We start from the raw sequence: 19,768 nt of genomic DNA on the forward strand, positions 1-19,768 counted from the left end.
TTACTGACAGAAGAACGCCTTAGCGGTATGACCCATCGTATTGCCATTAATGGGTATGGCCGGATCGGGCAAAGCGTGTTGCGCGCGTTGTACGAATCCGGCTATCGCCAATCCATGGAAATTGTCGCCGTCAATGAGCTGGCGGACGCGGAAACCATCGCTTACCTGACGCGTTATGACACCACCCACGGACGTTTCCGCGGGGAGGTGTCTTTACGGGACGGGCAACTGATGGTCAATGGCGACAGAATCCGCATCCTGCGGGAAGAAGATCCGGCCAGGGCTCCCTGGGCGGATATCGGAGTGGACCTGGTGCTGGAATGCACCGGGGCCTTTTCCGATCGCATGACCGCTGAAAAACATCTGCGCAGCGGCGCCAGTCGCATGCTGTTTTCGCAACCAGCCGAAGCCGACGTGGATTACACCGTTGTATACGGCATTAATCAGGACGGGTTGCGGCAAAGCCATCGCATCGTTTCCAACGCCTCCTGCACCACCAACTGCATCGTTCCCATCATTAAAGTGCTGGACGACAATCTCGGCGTGGAGCGTGGGGTGATCACCACTATCCATTCAGCCATGAACGACCAGCCGGTCATCGACGCCTACCATCATCATGATCTGCGCCGCACGCGTAGCGCGATGGCGTCCATCATTCCGGTGAACACCGGTCTGGCGAAAGGCATAGAAAGACTGTTGCCGTCCATGGTCGGTAAGTTTGAAGCGAACGCGGTGCGGGTGCCGATTATCAACGTATCCATGATGGACCTCACGGTGTGCGTATCCCGTGAGACGGATATGGAGGAAGTCAACGGCTTGCTCAAGGCCGCCTCACAGAACGCTTACACTGGAATCCTTGGCTTTTCCGAAGAGCCGCTGGCTTCCTGTGATTTCAACCACGATCCTCGCAGTGGGGTGGTGGACGCCAATCAAACCAAAGTCAGCGGCGGACGACTGATAAAAATAATGGCCTGGTTCGATAACGAATGGGGCTTCGCCAATCGCATGCTGGATACATCAGCGCATTGGCTGAGTCTTTAGCGCCAGATCCCGGCCGCCGCGGCGCTCGCCGGGATTTTCCTGCCGACGCCATAGGGAAGGGTTTTAAACGATAACAACTGTTTTGTTGAAATGAGGAACTGTTATGTCTGTGATTAAAATGACGGATCTGGATTTGCGCGGCAAGCGAGTGTTGATCCGTGAAGACCTGAACGTGCCAGTCAAGAACGGCAAAGTGACGTCCGACGCGCGTATCCAGGCGGCGCTTCCCACTATCAAATTGGCGATGGAGCAAGGCGCCAAAGTGATGGTGATGTCTCACCTGGGGCGCCCGGAAGAAGGACAGTTCTCCGAAGAAAACTCCATGCAGCCCGTGGGCGCTCATCTTTCCAGTTTGCTGGGGCATGACGTACCAGTCGTGCGCGACTACCTGGACGGCGATTTCGAGGTGGAAGAGGGCGGCCTGGTTCTGTTTGAGAACGTACGTTTCAACGTCGGCGAAGGCAAGGACAACGAAGAGCTGTCCAAAAAGTACGCCGCGCTGTGCGATATTTTTGTCATGGACGCCTTCGGCACTGCGCATCGCGCCCAGGCTTCCACCCACGGGGTCGCCAAATTTGCGCCAGTGGCCTGCGCCGGCCCTTTGCTGGCCGCGGAGCTGGAAGCGCTGGGGCAGGCTTTGGATAAACCACAAAGACCCATGGTCGCTATCGTGGCGGGCTCCAAAGTATCGACTAAGCTGGACGTGTTGAACTCTTTGTCGGAAGTCTGCGATCAGTTGATCGTCGGCGGCGGCATCGCCAATACTTTCCTGGCGGCGGCCGATCACAAAGTCGGCAAGTCTCTGTGTGAAATGGACCTGCTGGACACGGCTCGCAGTATTGCGGCCAAGGTGCAAATTCCGCTACCTACGGACGTTGTTACGGCGAAAGCGTTCAGCGAGAGCGCTGAAGCATCCGTTAAGCCGATTGCCGAGGTGACGGACGATGATATGATTCTGGATATCGGGCCTCAGTCTGCGGCCGCCTTGGCGGAGCTGCTTAAATCAGCTAAGACGATTCTGTGGAATGGTCCGGTCGGCGTGTTTGAATTCGATCAGTTTGGCGACGGCACCAAAACCCTGGCTCAAGCCATTGCTGAATCGGATGCGTTTTCCATCGCCGGCGGCGGGGACACCCTGGCGGCGATCGATAAATATGGCGTATCTGAAAAGATTTCGTACATTTCCACCGGCGGCGGCGCCTTCCTCGAATTTGTGGAAGGCAAGACCCTGCCGGCTGTGGCCATGCTGCAAAAGCGGGCCGCAGAGTAAGTTTTGGGGACAGACTGTAGTCAGATTGTCGGCTCAGAAAACGCGACGGGCGAAGTATCCGTCGCGATGGTCGATGCGAGAGATTAATTAACTAAAAATTGAACACTATAGGGGATGAGAAATGGCACTGATTACCATGCGCCAGCTTCTGGACCATGCGGCTGAACACGGTTACGGCGTTCCTGCATTTAACGTCAATAACCTGGAGCAGATGCGGGCCATTATGGAAGCTGCGGACCAAACCGACAGCCCAGTTATCGTGCAGGCGTCTGCGGGCGCCCGTAAATACGCCGGAGCGCCGTTCCTGCGTCACTTGATTCTGGCGGCGATTGAAGAGTTTCCTCATATTCCGGTCGTGATGCATCAGGATCACGGCACTTCGCCGGCTGTATGCCAGCGTTCCATTCAGCTGGGCTTTTCCTCCGTCATGATGGACGGTTCCCTCGGGGAAGACGGCAAAACCCCGACCACTTATGAGTACAACGTCGACGTTACCCGTCGCACGGTGGAAATGGCGCATGCTTGCGGCGTTTCCGTGGAAGGCGAGCTGGGCTGTCTGGGCTCTTTGGAAACCGGCACGGCGGGCGAAGAAGACGGCATTGGCGCTGAGGGCGTTCTCAGCCACGATCAGATGCTGACTGATCCGGATGAAGCGGCGGACTTCGTCAAGAAGACCCAGGTAGATGCGTTGGCGATCGCCATCGGCACCAGCCACGGCGCTTACAAATTCAGCCGTCCGCCTACAGGCGACATCCTGGCGATTGATCGCATCAAGGCGATTCACGAGCGTATTCCCACCACGCATTTGGTTATGCACGGCTCTTCCTCCGTTCCTCAGGACTGGCTGGCGATCATCAACGAGTTCGGTGGAGAGATTGCGGAAACCTATGGCGTGCCAGTGGAAGAAATTCAGGAAGGCATCAAGTACGGCGTGCGTAAAGTGAACATCGACACCGACTTGCGTCTGGCCAGCACTGGCGCGATTCGTCGTTTCATGGGGCAGAACAAGTCTGAATTCGATCCTCGCAAATACTTGGCTGTAGCCACCAAGGCTATGAAGGAAATCTGCGTGGCGCGTTATGAAGCGTTTAACGCCGCCGGTCAGGCCAGCAAAATCAAGGCAATGTCGTTGGAAGCCATGTTCCAGCGTTACGCCCGTGGTGAACTTGATCAGAAGATCAACTGATCCGCTGACCGCATAAGACCTTAAGGAAGGGAATGACCCGCCGCAGATAATGCGACGGGTGTTCCCTTTTTTATTGTTAATCTTGGCGCAAGGCTGATCATGCTAAATTAGCCCGGACCGCGAGCCCGTGATTGGTCTATGCTGAACAGACGTCGGTTTGAAATCCGATGCGAAGATAGCGGCGGCGATGAATGCCTCGCCAAAAGGAATCTGGGGCGGGCCGGCCCGACCTGAAATTAAGGTTTGATTTTTTCATGACGCCATTCTGGGACAGAGAACTCCTGCGCAAGCAACTGCGTCCGATTTCATTTAAAGACGCGCCCCATCTGACTGAGATAGAAAAACACTACTGCAGTTACTATCGCATCGATAAAGAAACCCGCATAACCGGCGTGGCGCATCGTCTGGGTTACTTTGAGGCTATTGGTTATCGGCTGGCCTGTCATATGTATACGCCTCCCCGGCCGCGCGGTACGGTATTTGTGTTTCACGGCTACTTTGATCATGTGGGACTGTTCGGGCACTTGGTTGAACATTTGTTGCGCGATGGCTACGCGGTGGTCGCATACGACTTACCCGGTCACGGACTGTCCAGCGGAGAGACCGTTTCGATCAAGAACTTTGCTCAATATCAGTCTATTTTGGAAGCCTGTCTGATGCTGTGCGACGGCCATATGCCGAAACCCTGGATGTCCGTGGGGCAAAGCACGGGCGGGGCGGTTTTAATAGAGTATCTGTTCAGTAACCGGTTTACGCCCGAAAGCAGCCCATTCCTGCATTGGGCGTTTTTGGCGCCATTGGTGCGTCCGCAGGGGTGGCGCTCTGTGATAATGCTGCATACCTTGTTTGGGCCTTTTATCCGTACTTGGCGTCGGGTATTTATGGCCAACTCCAACGACCCCGAATTTATTAAATTTCTCAAAGACAAAGATCCTTTGCAGTCGAGGGCGGTGTCCATTGACTGGGTTGGCGCGCTGCGACGGTGGGTAAAACGTATTGAAAGCACGGACCCTCTGGAGCAACCTGTCACCATCGTGCAAGGTAAGGAAGACACTACCGTGGACTGGCGCCATAATATTCCGCAATTACAGCGCCTGTTGCCAAATGCGGAAGTGCAATATCTGGAGACTGGACGTCATCAACTGGTAAACGAATCGCCAGAGATCCGCGCAAGGGTCTTTGGCTGGATCAGTGAAGCTTTTGACAGAGCTATCGCTGATCAGCGTTCAGCTTCTGTTAAGAAAAATGAAACTAGAATTACCGCCAACTCTGATAAATCTGGAGATAGAGAATGAAATTTAAGCTTTGTGCTCTTGTAGTAGCGGGTTCCCTGGCCGCTGGATGCCAAACCTACGATCCCTACACCGGGGAGAAGAAAACCGCTAACGCAACTACCGGCGCTGTCATCGGCGCGGTTGCTGGCGCAGCGATCGGCGCAGCCACATCCAGCAAGAAAGACCGCGGCAAGGGCGCACTGATCGGCGCAGCCGCAGGCGGCGCTGTAGGCGGCGGCATCGGCTACTACATGGACAAGCAAGAGTCCGAGCTGCGCCACCGTCTGGAAGGTACTGGCGTGCGCGTCGTGCGTAACGGCGACGAGATTACGCTGGTTATGCCTGGCAATATCACCTTCGATACCGGCCGTGCGGAAGTGAAAGCGAACTTCTACGACACACTGGATTCAGTTGGTCTGGTGTTGAAAGAGTTCGATAAGACTATCATTCAGGTTAGCGGCCATACCGACTCTACCGGTAGCCTGGACCTGAACCAGCGTCTGAGCGAGCAGCGCGCCGGCAGCGTTGGTCGTTACCTGATTTCACAAGGCGTGTTGAGTTCGCGCGTTCAGACTATCGGTTACGGTCCGCGTTATCCTGTGGCCACCAACAGCACGACCGAAGGTCGCGCAGCCAACCGTCGCGTTGAGCTGAAACTGGTGCCAATGCAAGGCTAATACGCCAGCAGCATTTGTTGAAAAAGCCAGCCTGAGAAGGCTGGCTTTTTTGTTTGTGGGACAAACACGGTTAAAGTCTCGGTTTAAACTATGCTTAAATCGACCTGTCGCCAGGGAGCGGTTCCTCTGGCGGGTTACTATCAGCTAGATGTCCATTTATGTTTGCTCACCGTCCGCGTTTTGCAGAAATGCGACCTTCCCTGCGTTAACCTCTGAGCGAGCATTTTGATCATGCGTTTCATAAGGAGCGGAAAACGTGTCTTATGCAGATTACCGTCTGTTGGAAAGCAGTACTTCACACAACCGCAGGGTTCTGGTGATTGAGGACGATCAGGACACGGTGGACCTCATGCGTAGGGTTCTGGAGCGTCGGGAAGTTCGATGCCAGTGCGAATTTGTGGACAATGGCGCCAAGGCGATGTTCAAGGTCCAGAATGCTCATTTCGACCTGATTCTGGTGGATCTGGGGTTGCCAATCGCCAGTGGCTATGAAGTCATGCAGGCGATCCGTAAATCGGACCATAATCGTTTTACGCCTATTGTCGTTCTGACGGAATCCACCCATGAACGTACAGCGATTGAGTGTTATAAATCGGGCGCATCCAGCTTGATCAGCAAAAGAATGGAATATGGGATACAGGACTTTTACGACACCATTTACTCGATCTTCTATTACTGGTTATCGAAAAATGAGTTTCCCAAGACGGAGTATTAGCGATTCATAGGGCTGGACTGAAGACGCGGGAAGCTGCCAGGGCAGTTTATGACTGCCCTGGTGATGCATTAATCACATGCGTGAGGGTTGGTTCTCCTCACTGACATTGATTATTCAGGACTGTACCTTGCCCTTCAAACTGGAAGTTGGGGCCGCCATTGCTCTCGTTATCGCAAAAGTTATTATTTCGCACATTCATCCCAGTATTTTGGCTCATTACGCGTACGCCGCCGTTACCATATACCTTTGGGTAACGCCAGCGTCCACTGGAGCCCCAGCCGTTGCCGTGCACTTCGTTTGTCTCCTTGCTTCCTGAGGCAATGGTGGTATTGTCGCCATTCTCCACATAGATGCCCCACCATTTGCACCCTTCTACTGTGTTGGCTCGTACATCTACGTTTTGACCGTTCTCAATGAATATACCCATGCGATCGCAATTGTATATTTTATTCCCCGAGATCTTGACGTCGGGCGAACCTGCAAGGACATGTATGCCGTAAAGAGTATTACGAATAACGTTGTTTTTAATGATATTCCCGCTACCAGAAGGGCCGTGCACATCTTCGCCGACGCCAATTCCTCGGCCTAACGTCTTGTCGTTGGGGTCGCCCACAATTGTATTGTCTATAACGATGTTGTCGTATTCACCTGTTCCGTGCAGATCAATGGCGTCTTGTTTTGTGTCTTTGAAGTAATTGTTGTTTACAGTGATGCCATGGCTGGGTCGGTTAGTTTTTTTGTCGCCTTGAATCACTACGCCGTGACGAATATCGGGGCCATAGAAGTAGCTGTCATCCACTCTGCCTCTATCACACCCGTTTGTATAGACCACGCCATAGCCATGTCCACCCTTTTCTGTAATAGTCGCATCCTGAAATCGAGAGTCAGCGACTCTGCCGTTGATGGTGTTATTAAAGTAAATGGCATGCTTTATGAACCGATAAAAGCTGCTTTCATTAACGCTGACATTTTCAGAATCTATGATGGAAATTAGCTGGCTGACTCCCTCTGGATGGATGGTTTTCAGTCTCAGCCCGGATATGGTGACCGAAAACAGGTGCCTGCCTTTAATTAAGGTCTGATGTTCGTCGTCATTGCCCTCACTGGTGTATACCGCAGTAATCGTCGATTTGGCGTACCCCGCGCCTTTCAGGTTAACACGGCTCTTCAGTATGATTTCCTCGTGGGTGTGAAAGGTTCCTTCAGGAATGATGACGGTATCGCCATCGCGAGCGGCGTTAATGGCGGCGTTGATGGCGATGGAGTCATCGTCTCTGTGATTATCTGGCGTAGCGCCGTAGTCAACAATGTTCAAATTGGTGGCGAAACAGGCGCTGGAGAGCGCGCACCCAAACAGGGCTCCTAGTGCTGATTTCATAAAATATCCTTTTGTTTCTAATGCTTAGGGTAGTAGGCAGTGTGCAGGCTCAGCAGCAGAGGGGCAATATGGGGTTTACCCTAAGGAAAGATGTTAGGGAAAATCCGGTTCTATGGGCGGAGGGTCAATTGGCTCTGTTCTTGTGATTATTGAGCAGGCAACGATCGCCTAACGTCAGCACGTCGATTAACTCCGCCAGTTTCCGGGTGGCTTCGGGAGTGCGCTCCAGCAACATTTTCACTACATACTTGAAGTGAATGTCTTCCTCCCAGCGACTATAAAGGGTGTCCAGCGCATGCTGACTATTGCGGGACTTGCGAGGCCCGTTGACGCCAGTAAGCAGGTAGTAAGGTTCCTGCTCAAAGTAGTGACACAAGGCGAGCAGCTCCGGATAGTCCGGCATTTCTGTGCGGTTGTTCAATTCCCACTTGGCGTATCGGCTGCGGCAAAGCGGGTGGGGGCGATGCTGTATTAAGGGCAGGAGTTCATTGACGCCATCCACGACCTTTTGCTGGGTATAGCCGAAATGACTGCGCAGCTCTTTCAGACGCTGTGCAAAGTCGCTTTTTCGAAATTGGCGGGGCTGGTGGAAAAATTCCGCATTCATGATTCTACCGCTCTGCTTTTTGAAATGTTCTGAAAACAAACATTATTCAGCATATATGCTTTGTTACGTTCCGCCATGTAACAATCGTGCGTTTTTCAATGTGCTCGGAGTTGTTATAAATGCGTTACATCCTGATAGCGAACTGTCGCCAAGTTTGTCCCGGCGGTGGGTGTCCCGGATGGCTAGAGGGTGAGGTACTGGTTAAACCACATGGAGATCAAGAATAGTGAACGCATTACAACTGATTGTGAGACTGCTGCTCGCCACTGGAATTTTCCTGTCCGCCTCCGTCGCCGCGACGGACAAACCAATATTACTGATCGGCGCTTCTTACGCCAGCGGCGATACGCCTCTGAACTCTGACTTGCAGGGGCCTTTGGCGGGGATATCGGTTGGCTCTGGAGACTATGTGGATCTAGGGACGGCGTTGACTCGGTTTGGAGTAAAAGTCAAAAGCGAGGCGCAAGCAGGCGCTACGACCTTCAGTCGCATCAGTTGTAACCCGGTGTGCGGTTCCGCCCGATGGGATAGCTATTCGACGCAGTTGCAAAAGGCGTTATTGCGGGTGGCGCAGTACGATCAGACAGGCTTGACCGGATACAACGCCGATTACGTGATCATCAGCATTGGCAATGATTGTCTACATTCCGACTCATTTGGTATCGAACAATCTCAAACAGTTTTGTGCGGTAACGCCCAAATGAACGCAGTAGTGGATCGTCTGATCGCTATTGGCCGACAGGTGCTGGATCTTGGTTTAACCCCGGTATATCCCCTGTATCCCAACGCGGATGACTTGGATTTACCTCTGTTCGTAAGCCTCTCAGGGTTGGCCTGGGCGATGAGCAATGATGATTTCAACTATTTCGGGCGCTTATATGCGCATAGAATTCATGATGAGCTTGAAGGCGCTCTACTGGTGAACCCCTGGCGTACATTCGAGCATCGCGGCGATGGCATTCACCCCACTGAAGACACCATCATGAAAGCTGCGCGCAGAATTATGCGGACAATTCAAGAACATGAGATGTCTCCGCGCTGACCCTGGCGGTCTATAGTTAAGGCTGCGGGAGTGTTCTGCAGCCTTAACAGCATCCTCGTCTGCCACTCGGGAACAGGTGGGCATCAATTAGTCTGATCATCTCGGTATGTGATACTTCTCTCCCGAATATGGCTCTGAGTAACTATGAAAGTTAGGCTTTCAGATACCTTTTCCTTTCTGGAGATATACCGTGACGGCGATCTTTCATTTATATATCCTGCCCTGCCTGAAAATCCTTCTTGTTTTGGCTTTAGCCGTCATATTGTTTCTCGCCTGTCGTAACGGGCTCCGTCGCAGGTCGGATTATCCGTTGGACTGGTTCAGCTCCATCGCCGTACATCTGATTCTGGCCATTGGCGTCGTATCCGCCATCGGCGCTTCCATTCTGATACCTCGTAGCGTCTCCGGCATGGAAGGACTGGGCGTTTTCTATTTATGCGCGCTGGTTCTGTCTCCGGCTATTCTGGCCATGTTTGTCTGGGGGCTTTCCGCCATATATCGAGTTTCGATAGCGCATATCGCTTTGCTGTTGTTTCGTATGGTGATTGTGATCGCGGTCCCCGTCTGGTTGGCGGAGGGGACATCCGGTATTTTTATCCAGGGAAAATGGGATGCCAGACGTAGTCTGACCGCTTCGCCAAAGGCGGCTGAAGGCGTTATTGAATTAGTGGGAAATGAAGTATGGCGTATGCCTGATGGTGAAGCGATCAGGCATGCTGTTTTACAAAAGCCCGTGGGAACGGAGGTGCTGCGCTTGAACCTGGAGTTGGATGGCAAGCGCTATGAGGATATTGAGCACTTGGCGGTGACCTATGCATGCTGGTTGGATGACGAACTGCATATTGTCACTCCAGCGGAGTCGGAGATCGCTATCGGTTATATCTGGAGTTCTGACCCATACAGCAGCAATGAAAGCGCTATTCGCATCGACACGGACGCTTCACTCTCCAGCGACTACAGGCTGGACGAAGAGCGGGGCAGGCTGACGCTTCCTTTCCCGACGCCCTATAACATGCTTCGTTTCAGTCAGAGGGCTGGCGCAGCAGATAACCCAGTCTGGATGCAGGCGTCGTCAGCAATGGCCAATCCGCCGCGCTCCGCCGCCTGTCTGCATGGGAACATTGAGGTGGAGCCGAGATACCGGACGGTAGGTTTATTCATGACTAATAGCCGTCCCGGTAACGCCAGGGAGCGGTTTTGGCGATGGCCGCTTGATGGGAGCGACGTCCAATAGTTATTAATATGGCAATGATATTGGCATGTTAATAATCAAGCGCATGGATGCGCCTGCGCGGCGGCTAGCCGCGAGAGACAGGGCCTGACCTGTGCAGGCCCTGTCGTTGCAGACAAATAGAAGGAAGCTATTTGTCTGCCTGATTAATATAAATGGAAGCTAGAGCAGCTTGGCCAGATGCCCCACATCCCCCATTGCGCTGGTGACCGCGCCAAGGCTGTCCACCTGGCTGCAAGGCGCCTCGGCGAGGTCATTGAATATGTCTGCGATGACGCGACGCCCTTCGCCGGAACTGTTCAGATACGCCACTAATTTGTGTGACGCCATATAGTTGCTTTCTGCGCTGGCGTTGTAAAAGTCCTGATGCTTCGTAGCGAGTAACTGGTTGATAGCGTTCTCGCTTAAATCAATGGGCAGCGCTTTGTAAGGCAATCCGCCGTGTTCCAGGTATTCCGCCATGCCTTCATTGAGCCAGGTTGGCATCGGGCCGACCAAGCCGGCCAAGACGGCGTGAACCACTTCATGCTTGGCGATGGCGACGGTGGTTTCCAGTTGGTCTTCGTTAACCATATAGATGGTGTTCGCCCCATGGGAGAAGAACGCGGCGGCGTTGAAACCAGGGAACACTTTTTTGCGCAGGGCTTCGTACTCTGCGCGATCGCCGTATAGCTCCAGGTTAAGAATGATCTGTCTGCGGCGTTCAGGCGCCAGGTAAGCCTCCAGTTGCGTATAGACCTGCTGAGCGGCGGCTCGGATCTTGTCTTCCACCAAGCCGTTGCGAGGCATGCCTTTGCTGGTCAGCTTGAAGTCAAAATACTTTTTCTGCGAGGCGTAGCTCTCGCCTACGAATTGCGCGCTCTTGTTCTGGGCGCTGTCAGAGAAATGAACGCGTCCGTTGGCGTCAGTCCACTTGTAGATCTGCGGCGTTTCCACGTCCCGAATATCGCGAGTGGCGGTTTTTCCGCACAGAGTCTGAGGCAGGGCGCTGTGCGCCATCTGACGCAGAGCGGACAGGACGTTAGGCGCCGCCTCTTGCGATGACATGGCGGATGATGCGGGTGCGTCAGGCGTAGACGATGTTTCTGTAAAAGGCTCTGCTTCGGGCGGCCGCTGCGGCGCGCTACCAAGCAGGGCAAGTAAATTGCCTTCATGTAGCCATGAGGGATCTTGCGGCAGATTCAACAACGTCAGATAGGTTCTGCGTTGATCCGGCGTAGAGATAAACCAGACTGCGGGAACCAGCGCGACAACCACCAATAATTGCAGCAACCATCTTTTCATCGTAAAAATTACATCCTCGTAAAGTGCGCTGGAGAGCCAAAAGTCCGATTATAAACCTCCCACGCAGCGCGCTTTAAAGGCTGTGTTGCAATAATTTGTTAACGATGCGTTGTGAGGGCGTTGCAACCGCCGTACGCTGAGGCGCGAATGTCTACTTACAACCTGGCGAGCCATCTGCTCTCGCTGAATCTTAAAGAAGGAAGCCAAATGAGCGACGCCCATGTTGAGTTCGCCGATGCGCGCGTGCAGGCGGTCTTCGCTGCGTACCCGGACGAAGTGAGAGAAAAACTGTTGTTCCTGCGTGATCTGATTTTTGACGTGGCGAGAAGCACTGAAGGCGTGGGCGAGCTGCAGGAAACATTGAAATGGGGACAGCCCAGCTATCTGACCGCAAAGACGAAAAGCGGCAGTACGCTCAGAATAGATCGTCTAAAGACCCAGCCCTCCGGGTATGCGGTGTATTTTCACTGCCAGACCAACCTGGTGGAGACGTTTCGGCGCATTTATGGCGATGAGTTTCGTTTTGAGGGAAACCGCAGCATTCTGTTTGATGCGGCGGATGATATTCCCGTGGAGGCGTTGCGTCATTGTATCGCTATGACGTTGACCTACCACTTGCGCAAAAAGTCAGGCGCGGAAAGTTGATTTAGTGAGAGGCGGTTTGGAGTTCAGGCAGTGAAAGTTTTTCGTCGTATTATGATGGGCCTGGCTATGTTGAGCATCGCGCTCGGCGTCTGGGCTTTTTGGATCGAACCTGCGTCTTTGGTGGATAATGAAGTCAGCATCGCCATTCATCCTTGGCCGCAATCCTGTGATGACTTACAGGTGGCGGTAATAGCCGATCTGCATGTGGGATCGCCACACAATGGTTTATCACGGTTGCGGGAACTGGTTGACGAAACCAACGCGCTGAAGCCTGACCTGATATTGCTGGCGGGAGATTTCGTTATTCAGGGCGTTATCGGCGGCGAATTTGCGGAACCCCGCGACATCGCCGCTGAGCTGGACAGGCTACAGGCCAGTCTGGGCGTGTACGCCGTCATGGGCAATCATGATTGGTGGCATGGCCCGCAATTGATTCTCGACGCCTTTGCGGGAACCCATATCGAGTTTCTGGAAGACGCGTCCAAAGAGCTGACTCAGGGGGATTGCCGTTTTTGGTTGGCTGGCGTCAGCGACTACTGGGAAGGCGCGCATGATATCGGCAAAGCGCTTGCTGATATTCCTGCCGAGGCGCCCATTCTGGCGTTTACTCACAATCCTGATGTGTTTTATGACTTTCCCCATCGCGTGTCCCTGACTTTCGCCGGTCATACGCATGGCGGTCAGGTTAACCTGCCGTTGATTGGGCGGCCCATTGTGCCCTCGCAATACGGTGAGCGATTCGCCATTGGGCATATTGATGAAGACGGTCGACAGATGTTTGTGACGCCGGGAGTGGGGACCAGCATTCTTCCCGTGCGTTTTCGGGTTCCTCCAGAAATTTCCCTGGTCACACTAAAATCCATGTCGCGCTAAGCTTCTCGCTCTGGAACAGTTTGGGCTGACTTAAGCCCGAACTGGTCTACTATTTATAAAGCCGTCAATGATTAAGTTGCTGATATCCGCCCCTATGCTGGGACAACCCACGTTATGGCGACCCGTATCTTTTTCCTTTTTATATTCGTCATGCTATGCAACCGTTCAGCGGCGGCGGACTTCAAGCTGGGCCTGCTGCATGGCGACGCTGAAATTTTCAGCTACGAAATCAGCGTTGTGCAGCTGGCGCTTAACTATGCGCCCGGTGAACATACTCTGGAAGTAGTATCTATGGGAGACGCCACTCAGGAGCGTATCCTAAATCTGCTACATCGACGCTCGGACATTCTCAATGTGTTTTTCACGGGCTACAGCCGCAATCGGGAAGAACGCTTTTTACAGGTCGATGTGCCCATGACGAGGGGGCTGTTGGGGCACAGGGTATTCATGATTCGTGAGGATCAAGTGGAAAAGTTCTCCAAAGTCAGCACACTGAAGGATCTGCAGACCTTGACGATAGGCTCGGGCGTTAATTGGCCGGATACCGATATATTGCGCTCCGCAGGCTTTACCGTGATCGAGTCCACTTACGCCAGTCTCTGGTTGATGTTAAAGCGAGGTCGCTTTGACGGCTTTAATCGCGGCGTTCACGAAGCGGTTATTGAACTCGGCGAGCATGCGGGGGAAGGGGTGATGATCGAGCCGCGGCTGATGGTCGCGTATAAGTTCGATTATTTTCTCTATCTGGGGAAAGACGATGTCGAGCGTTATCGTATTCTCACACTGGGACTGCGGCGGGCGTACGAGCATGGCGCCTTTATGAAAAACTTTGATTCCCATCCCGCCATCAAAGAGATGATCGCCGCCCTCCATCCTGAACGGCGAAAAACTTTCTATGTCGATAATCCCTATCTAAGCGACAAGGTTAGGGCTATTCCAGATTCGTACTGGCATAAATTTTAAACGGGCTTTAGGAGCGCGACAGCCAGATATGATCCAGAGTGGTCAGTCTGACTACTTCAAGATGCAGCTTGTGCGGCGGGGGCAGTTGCATTGCGCAGTAGATAGCAATAGCGAGAAAGAGACCGCTGGCCCACCAGTTATCGATACTCACTGGTTTGAGCGCTGTTCCAAATGAGCGCTTGAACTCCATATCCGCCAGATTGACGGCGTAACACTCGTCAAGAATCAGGTGGACGATATAGCCAGCGAACACCATGGCGCCCAGCGCCCATGAGAAGTCCACGCCTTGATCGATGAAGCGCCAGCATAAAAATGCTGAGCCCAACCCAAAGCTGGTGGCGGCCAATAGTGAGTGGAAAGAGCCGCGGTGCTCGGTGAGGTGTGCGAACACTTGCAGCACGCCAATGCGGACAGTCAGAAATGCGGCCAGCATAGCGCCCCACAAGGGTAAGAGAGGCAGATCAGGGAACGTGAACAGCACGACAAAAGAAGCCATCACGCCGAGGGCGCTGAACAACCCTTTTAAAATGGCGGTCGTGTCAGCATCCAGATCAGGCGCCAGGCTCGCCAGGGTTCCCGCCACCCACAACGCCATGCCTTGTCCGGGGGTGAACAACCCGGTTAACAATAGTGTGGAGGTCAGTACGCCCGATGCGGCGGCTCCGCCGAGTAGATGTGTATTAAAATTAGCCATTTAGCGTCGGTTTTCCTTATATGGGATATGGCGCGATTGGCCAGCCATGCTATACCAGCGTCGTTGAGCCGATCAAGTTGGGCAGTAGACATTTATGTCATTGTCTTATAAAGAAAAAGAGACGGAAGTCTCCGTCTCTTTTTGGTTTTCCGAAGTTAACGCTTGCGTAGGCGGAAACAACGTCCGGCTATCGCCAGTGCGCCCAGCAGCGCCAACATGAATCCGTCGATGGCTCCACCGCCGCCGCCACCGCCGAATGAAGGACGGCTTTTGGTGTACATTGGCTGCTGATTGTCCACGCGGTGAGATTGCCCGGGTTGCTGGGCTCGTATTTCCCGGGCGGACTCTTCGCGGCTGATGCGATCTCCGATGCGACGGTTCACGCCATAATGCTCAAAGCGACCTTCATCCAGCACCAGCATTGAGGTGTAATCCGTCACCAGGCCGTATTCGACGGCCAAGTCCGTGACGGCCTGTTTGCGATCCGCATCCTCGCCATAGTCCTGTTGCTGATCCATCAAGTCTTCGATCTGTGCGAAGGCCCAGAGACGCTCCAGTTCAGGATGCAGGGTCCCGTCTTTGACTTCGAACTGAGTCTGATAGCGGATAGGAGAGCCTGAGACTTTGCCAGTCAACTCCACTTTCGCCTGCCCGGAACCGTAGTAATGCCCGAACATCACCAATTGCTGGCCGCGATAAACGCTGCCGATCTGTTTGGGAAAGACGTCAGTGGTTTTGATGCCGGAAATCTTCAGGTTGGCGCCATGCAGGGCGGCGTGGTCGACTTTACTGGCGGCCAGCATGAGCTGTCCGATAATGTCGTCGCTATTGCTGACGCTGATGGCGAAGCCATTGCTGTGTTTGGTGATCGCTTCCAGCAGCGGTCGGTTGGCGGAGTTGCCCATGATGAACGTGAACAGGCGAATATCCTTTTTCTCCAATAACTCAATAAACGCCTTTTGCTTGGTTTCGCCGACATTGGCTTCTCCATCGGTGACCAGCCAGATCGCGTTGGTGCGGTCCGCATCCAGTCCGGTGAGCGCGCTTTGAATCGCTGACATCAGGTTGGTGCCGCCGCTGGGACCTGCATTTTCAACGGCGCCGACGACTTGCTGCAGATTTTCCGGCGTCGCCTGCACCCATCCATTGGTGACTTCAGTCGCGTTGTCATTGAACATGATGACGCGAACGCGGTCATTGCGGTTGAACTTGGCGAACCCTTTACGCAATCCTTCCAGCAATGTGGAGAACTTGCCTGACATAGAGCCGGAGCGGTCCAACACCAGCGTCCAGTCACGTCCTTCGGTTATCGCGGGCAGGTCATCACCGGGCGTCACCGTGAGCATAAAGGTCCCTTTGTCTTTGCCTGGCTCTTTATAGGTGATCAAGTCAACGGAACCTGGCAGGTTCTGTTGTTGCCGCCAGTAGACCACGATGTCCTTATCCAATCGGTAGGCGCTGGGAGAGGAGGCGGGCGCGTTGGCGTCGCCTTCCTGAACGGCTTCCATACTCTGAGCGTTTGACTGTAGCGAAACCGTCCAGCGACGCTCGTCCATTCGCGCGATCTGCGCCTGTGGATGTTCGGGCAAACGCAAGGCTTCCACCGGGTAGCCGCTGCGTAAATCAAGATTGAAGGTGAAGCGCTCTTTCACCGTTTCATTGGCGGTCCAGAAAGCCAGCTTTTCCTCATCCACACCGCCTTCTTCCAGCGGGTAGACGTAACGGCCGATTCCGGTGTCCATATGCACTGGCTGCAAATACACTAAGCGTATTTTAGTTTCCTGTTGCGGTAAGACCTGGCTGATGGAAATATCGAACGTTTTATAAGCGTCCTGTTCGGTCAGGCCCGCGTTGCGGCCTTCCGACTTTTCCTGTTCATAGATTTCCCGGGCTTGTTTTTTGGCGACGACTTCGCCATGAACCGGCGCGCCGTTGATCCAATAGGTGAACTGGGAAACCGCAGCTTTTTCCGGCACGGGAAATGAGTAGATAGCTTCCAGGGGCTGGGCGTTGGGGTTATAGAAAACCTGGTCGACAGTGGTGATGGCGTACTCGCCTTCGATGGTGACATTGACGTCTTGGGAGCGTAAATCCAGGTCTGGTAAACTGCCGCCTTGGGGTTTGAGTAATCCCGCCGCTTGCGCTGCGTCAGGATTGGATAGGGATAACATTAATACGCAGGCGGAGAGAGATGCTAGTCCGGCCTTTCCATTTAACATATGCAATCACCTTTGCTATTGGGGAGAACGCCGTCCGGAGGCAAGTGTGAGGAGTTATTGGGTTCCGGCGGCTACCTGGAGGCATGCTTACCCAGTCGTCATACGTATTGAACTTCTTTGCGGAGAGTATTGCTTGGCGATACCTCCGGTGTGGTATGTGAGGCTTTGGAGCTTTTTATGCGTTGGATTGTCATTTTTTGGGGTTGGCTATGTTTCTGCGGTTTCGCTAATGCAGAAGAAGAGGATTCTTTGGCGGTGATCCTCTATGCCGGCTATGGCTCCGCAGGCAAGTTTACTCTGGAAGGGCGCGTGATTGAGTGGGACGAAGATTCGGCGGGTGGATCTTCAGATGACGGCGGCGCGACCAATCTACGCCGCAACCTGGCGCAACTATTTAACGCAGAGCAGGAAAACGTTGCTGTGCGTATCCAGCTGAATGAGCAAAGTTGGCGAGTGAAGACGGACGAAGAAGGTTATTTCCGGCTGGATGGCGAACTGACGGACGCAAAACGGTCGGGCTGGCTGACGGTAACTGCGCAAACAGAAAACGCAGAAGCTGTTGAAGGCGGGGTCTATATGGCGCCGTCTGAAAATCGCTGGGGCGTGATTTCCGATCTGGACGACACCCTTATGATCAGTGAGGTGACGGCGAAGACCTCATTGCTGAAAAATACCTTTTTGAAGAATCCGCTTCAGCGTGAGGCGGTTCCAGGCGTCTCTGGATTTATCGGCAGTATTATCGCAGACAATGCGCAGATGGATGCGTCGCCGGTCTTCTATTTGTCCGCTTCGCCACGGCAGTTGTACGGTAATATTTTATTGTTTTTGGAACATAACGGTTTTCCCCGGGGCGTGGTGGTCGCCAAGAAGGTCTCGAATGAGTCCGACAGTGAACCCTGGCTGGATCAGGCGGCTTATAAAACCGCTCATATTGAAGATTTACTGCAGCGTTTTCCGTGGGTGAATTTCGTTTTGCTAGGCGATGACGGCGAGCGTGATCCAGAGATTTACCGGGATATTCAAGCGCGCTTTGCTGATAGGATCGCCGCAGTGTATATACGTAAAGTATCTCCTGATCCTGAACGGCCGGTATATGAGGGGCAACAGGAGCTGGCGGCGGCGATCGCCAACATTAAGGACATACGGACGGGAGCAAAAGAGCGCTGAAACCTTGGCGTTGAATTTGTTAAAATCCTTTTCGGTTAACTAATGGTTTGGAACGCGAATAATGGCTAAGTCTCTTCAAGAGCAGCTCCTCAAGGCGGGGCTGGTTGATCAGAAAAAAGCGAAACAGTTAAAACAGGAAAAGCGCAAGCAGGCGAAACAGACGCCGAAAGGTCATCAGGTCGAGGACGAGACGAAACTGCGCGCGCAACAGGCGCGTGAGGAAAAAGCGCAACGGGATCGGGAGATGAACCGTCTCCGGCAAGAGGAGGCTGACCGTAAGGCGTTGAAGGCGCAAGTCAAACAATTGATCGAGATGAATCGCATCAACCGCAATAAAGGCGAGGTCGGCTATCAGTTTGCGGATGAAGGTAAGGTCAAGAAAATCTACGTCACGCAAGAGCTGCAGGATGGTTTGGCCTCCGGCCGATTCGCCATCGCCAGAATGGGGGACGCTTACGAAGTGATCAGCAGGAAAGTGGCGGAGAAAATCCGCGAGCGCGCGCCGGAGTTTGTTGTGGTGCTCAACGATAACAAAAACGCTGAGCCTGACGAAGATGATCCTTACGCCGCTTATCAGATTCCTGACGATCTGATGTGGTAATGCCCCGGGCGTTCAGGGTATGAACGCCAGAACGGAGACTGGCGATCCTGAACCGCCGCGCAATCGCAGCAGGCCGATCGCCAATGTGACGCCTTTGGGCGGCAAGCGGTCCAGGTTGGTCAGGCACTCCAGCACAATGCCGGATTGCGCCAGCGTCATGCAATTGACCTGGTGTTCCACACTGAAGCCGGGATCGACGCCATGGGTGTCTATCCCGAGTCCACTGACCTTTCTTTCTTCCAGTAAATACTTGGCTGTTTCCGCCGCCAGACCGGGAAAGTGCATGACGCCCTGCGCATCCATGTTGAAAAAGCGCTCCGGCGTTTTCCAGAAATGTTGGTAGCCGGTATAGAACAAAACTATGCACCCGGCGGGTATGACGCCATGGTTTTGTTCCCAGTGATGTATGTCCTGTATTGTGACGGTGTAGTCCGGTTGTTCCTGCGCCTGGGCGCTGACATCGATCACTACCGCTTCCGGCATTAATTGCTCGGGCTTATAACTATCAATTGTCATTCCATCAGTGAAAAAACTGGCCGGGGCGTTCATGTGAGTGCCGCTGTGCTCGCCGATCTGAAAACTGCGCAGGAAGTAGCCGTCTTTTGCGATGCTGGCCTCGTCGGTGAAATGAACCGTAGGGTCTCCCGGCCACAGGGGGATATTGGCGTCAATGGGGTGGCTTAAGTCAATGATATTGGAAAACTGCAGCGTTCGAAGGGGCATAGAGATTCTCGTCAAATATTTGATCCGCTAGTTATAAGTCAATCTGTCAGTCATAAATCAGCCTGTCATTTATAAATCAAGCTGTTAGTTATAAATCAGTCAGTCTTTTATAAAATAAATAGTAGCGGCGAAAACAGAGTTTCGGTGTTAGGATGCCTTAAAACTCAATTCAGACATG

Annotated in this window: 19 protein-coding genes; 13 read left to right on the forward strand and 6 right to left on the reverse strand. The window is 53.3% G+C overall.

What is annotated here, in order from left to right; all coding sequences use genetic code 11:
* The first annotated feature begins 27 nt into the window (after positions 1-27).
* The 6 genes from gap to HCH_RS32175 all read left to right on the forward strand — a co-directional run bounded on the left by gap (position 28) and on the right by HCH_RS32175 (position 6,163).
* On the forward strand, positions 28-1,041 hold the full coding sequence (gene gap / locus HCH_RS06940) for a type I glyceraldehyde-3-phosphate dehydrogenase (RefSeq protein WP_011395467.1): 1,014 nt from the start codon (positions 28-30) through the stop codon (positions 1,039-1,041).
* Between the two features lie 103 nt (positions 1,042-1,144).
* The gene (locus HCH_RS06945) at positions 1,145-2,311 is read left to right on the forward strand and encodes a phosphoglycerate kinase (RefSeq protein ID WP_011395468.1); all 1,167 of its coding nucleotides are present in this window, start codon (positions 1,145-1,147) and stop codon (positions 2,309-2,311) included.
* A gap of 121 nt (positions 2,312-2,432) precedes the next feature.
* Positions 2,433-3,497: a class II fructose-bisphosphate aldolase gene (fba, locus tag HCH_RS06950; RefSeq protein WP_011395469.1), complete on the forward strand. Its 1,065-nt coding sequence runs from the start codon at positions 2,433-2,435 to the stop codon at positions 3,495-3,497.
* 191 nt (positions 3,498-3,688) lie between these two features.
* The gene (locus HCH_RS06955) at positions 3,689-4,792 is read left to right on the forward strand and encodes an alpha/beta hydrolase (RefSeq protein WP_202945293.1); all 1,104 of its coding nucleotides are present in this window, start codon (positions 3,689-3,691) and stop codon (positions 4,790-4,792) included.
* Positions 4,789-5,448, forward strand: a complete 660-nt coding sequence (locus HCH_RS06960; protein WP_011395471.1) for an OmpA family protein — start codon at positions 4,789-4,791, stop codon at positions 5,446-5,448. Before HCH_RS06955 ends, HCH_RS06960 begins: the two co-directional genes overlap by 4 nt.
* 256 nt (positions 5,449-5,704) lie before the next feature.
* The gene (locus HCH_RS32175; protein ID WP_011395472.1) at positions 5,705-6,163 is read left to right on the forward strand and encodes a response regulator; all 459 of its coding nucleotides are present in this window, start codon (positions 5,705-5,707) and stop codon (positions 6,161-6,163) included.
* A 97-nt stretch (positions 6,164-6,260) separates the two neighbouring features.
* Here the strand turns inward: HCH_RS32175 and HCH_RS06970 are convergent, their stop codons facing one another.
* A complete protein-coding gene (locus tag HCH_RS06970) occupies positions 6,261-7,541 on the reverse strand; it encodes a right-handed parallel beta-helix repeat-containing protein (protein WP_011395473.1) in 1,281 nt (426 codons plus the stop codon).
* 124 nt (positions 7,542-7,665) lie between these two features.
* Positions 7,666-8,148, reverse strand: coding sequence for a helix-turn-helix domain-containing protein (locus tag HCH_RS06975; RefSeq protein ID WP_011395474.1), 483 nt, complete (start codon positions 8,146-8,148; stop codon positions 7,666-7,668).
* Between the two features lie 226 nt (positions 8,149-8,374).
* Here HCH_RS06975 and HCH_RS06980 point away from each other — a divergent pair, with 226 nt between their 5' ends.
* Both HCH_RS06980 and HCH_RS06985 read left to right on the forward strand, forming a co-directional pair.
* Entirely contained in the window at positions 8,375-9,190 is an 816-nt protein-coding gene (locus tag HCH_RS06980) for an SGNH/GDSL hydrolase family protein (protein WP_011395475.1), read from the forward strand.
* A 190-nt stretch (positions 9,191-9,380) separates the two neighbouring features.
* Entirely contained in the window at positions 9,381-10,424 is a 1,044-nt protein-coding gene (locus HCH_RS06985; protein ID WP_011395476.1) for a hypothetical protein, read from the forward strand.
* 159 nt (positions 10,425-10,583) lie between these two features.
* Here HCH_RS06985 and HCH_RS06990 read toward each other — a convergent pair whose 3' ends face one another.
* A complete protein-coding gene (locus HCH_RS06990; RefSeq protein ID WP_011395477.1) occupies positions 10,584-11,705 on the reverse strand; it encodes a DUF4124 domain-containing protein in 1,122 nt (373 codons plus the stop codon).
* A 147-nt stretch (positions 11,706-11,852) separates the two neighbouring features.
* Here HCH_RS06990 and HCH_RS06995 point away from each other — a divergent pair, with 147 nt between their 5' ends.
* The 3 genes from HCH_RS06995 (at position 11,853) to HCH_RS07005 (ending at position 14,186) form a co-directional block, all read left to right on the forward strand.
* On the forward strand, positions 11,853-12,350 hold the full coding sequence (locus HCH_RS06995; protein ID WP_011395478.1) for a DUF1801 domain-containing protein: 498 nt from the start codon (positions 11,853-11,855) through the stop codon (positions 12,348-12,350).
* Between the two features lie 30 nt (positions 12,351-12,380).
* The gene (locus HCH_RS07000; RefSeq protein ID WP_011395479.1) at positions 12,381-13,223 is read left to right on the forward strand and encodes a metallophosphoesterase; all 843 of its coding nucleotides are present in this window, start codon (positions 12,381-12,383) and stop codon (positions 13,221-13,223) included.
* A 114-nt stretch (positions 13,224-13,337) separates the two neighbouring features.
* Positions 13,338-14,186 (forward strand): hypothetical protein, encoded by an 849-nt coding sequence (locus tag HCH_RS07005; RefSeq protein WP_011395480.1) that lies wholly within the window; start codon positions 13,338-13,340, stop codon positions 14,184-14,186.
* Between the two features lie 7 nt (positions 14,187-14,193).
* Here HCH_RS07005 and HCH_RS07010 read toward each other — a convergent pair whose 3' ends face one another.
* On the reverse strand, positions 14,194-14,880 hold the full coding sequence (locus HCH_RS07010; RefSeq protein ID WP_011395481.1) for a metal-dependent hydrolase: 687 nt from the start codon (positions 14,878-14,880) through the stop codon (positions 14,194-14,196).
* 155 nt (positions 14,881-15,035) lie between these two features.
* Positions 15,036-17,099, reverse strand: a complete 2,064-nt coding sequence (locus HCH_RS07015; protein WP_011395482.1) for a VIT and vWA domain-containing protein — start codon at positions 17,097-17,099, stop codon at positions 15,036-15,038.
* A 177-nt stretch (positions 17,100-17,276) separates the two neighbouring features.
* Here HCH_RS07015 and HCH_RS07020 point away from each other — a divergent pair, with 177 nt between their 5' ends.
* Positions 17,277-18,266 (forward strand): phosphatase domain-containing protein, encoded by a 990-nt coding sequence (locus tag HCH_RS07020; RefSeq protein ID WP_011395483.1) that lies wholly within the window; start codon positions 17,277-17,279, stop codon positions 18,264-18,266.
* Positions 18,267-18,327: 61 nt separating this feature from the next.
* A complete protein-coding gene (locus HCH_RS07025; RefSeq protein ID WP_011395484.1) occupies positions 18,328-18,867 on the forward strand; it encodes a DUF2058 domain-containing protein in 540 nt (179 codons plus the stop codon).
* Between the two features lie 12 nt (positions 18,868-18,879).
* Here HCH_RS07025 and HCH_RS07030 read toward each other — a convergent pair whose 3' ends face one another.
* The gene (locus HCH_RS07030) at positions 18,880-19,590 is read right to left on the reverse strand and encodes a cyclase family protein (protein ID WP_011395485.1); all 711 of its coding nucleotides are present in this window, start codon (positions 19,588-19,590) and stop codon (positions 18,880-18,882) included.
* Positions 19,591-19,768 lie beyond the last annotated feature (178 nt).

The organism is Hahella chejuensis KCTC 2396 (assembly GCF_000012985.1).
GTDB lineage: Bacteria > Pseudomonadota > Gammaproteobacteria > Pseudomonadales > Oleiphilaceae > Hahella > Hahella chejuensis.

Excerpts from the sequence above, each read along its gene's own strand:
- HCH_RS06970 (WP_011395473.1), bottom strand. The coding sequence starts at position 7,541 with ATGAAATCAGCACTAGGAGCCCTGTTTGGGTGCGCGCTCTCCAGCGCC.
- gap (WP_011395467.1), top strand. The coding sequence starts at position 28 with ATGACCCATCGTATTGCCATTAATGGGTATGGCCGGATCGGGCAAAGC.
- HCH_RS06955 (WP_202945293.1), top strand. The coding sequence starts at position 3,689 with ATGCCTCGCCAAAAGGAATCTGGGGCGGGCCGGCCCGACCTGAAATTA.
- HCH_RS06945 (WP_011395468.1), top strand. The coding sequence starts at position 1,145 with ATGTCTGTGATTAAAATGACGGATCTGGATTTGCGCGGCAAGCGAGTG.
- HCH_RS06995 (WP_011395478.1), top strand. The coding sequence starts at position 11,853 with ATGTCTACTTACAACCTGGCGAGCCATCTGCTCTCGCTGAATCTTAAA.
- HCH_RS07015 (WP_011395482.1), bottom strand. The coding sequence starts at position 17,099 with ATGTTAAATGGAAAGGCCGGACTAGCATCTCTCTCCGCCTGCGTATTA.
- HCH_RS06975 (WP_011395474.1), bottom strand. The coding sequence starts at position 8,148 with ATGAATGCGGAATTTTTCCACCAGCCCCGCCAATTTCGAAAAAGCGAC.
- HCH_RS07020 (WP_011395483.1), top strand. The coding sequence starts at position 17,277 with ATGCGTTGGATTGTCATTTTTTGGGGTTGGCTATGTTTCTGCGGTTTC.
- HCH_RS06960 (WP_011395471.1), top strand. The coding sequence starts at position 4,789 with ATGAAATTTAAGCTTTGTGCTCTTGTAGTAGCGGGTTCCCTGGCCGCT.
- fba (WP_011395469.1), top strand. The coding sequence starts at position 2,433 with ATGGCACTGATTACCATGCGCCAGCTTCTGGACCATGCGGCTGAACAC.
- HCH_RS07005 (WP_011395480.1), top strand. The coding sequence starts at position 13,338 with ATGGCGACCCGTATCTTTTTCCTTTTTATATTCGTCATGCTATGCAAC.
- HCH_RS07030 (WP_011395485.1), bottom strand. The coding sequence starts at position 19,590 with ATGCCCCTTCGAACGCTGCAGTTTTCCAATATCATTGACTTAAGCCAC.
- HCH_RS06990 (WP_011395477.1), bottom strand. The coding sequence starts at position 11,705 with ATGAAAAGATGGTTGCTGCAATTATTGGTGGTTGTCGCGCTGGTTCCC.
- HCH_RS07025 (WP_011395484.1), top strand. The coding sequence starts at position 18,328 with ATGGCTAAGTCTCTTCAAGAGCAGCTCCTCAAGGCGGGGCTGGTTGAT.
- HCH_RS07010 (WP_011395481.1), bottom strand. The coding sequence starts at position 14,880 with ATGGCTAATTTTAATACACATCTACTCGGCGGAGCCGCCGCATCGGGC.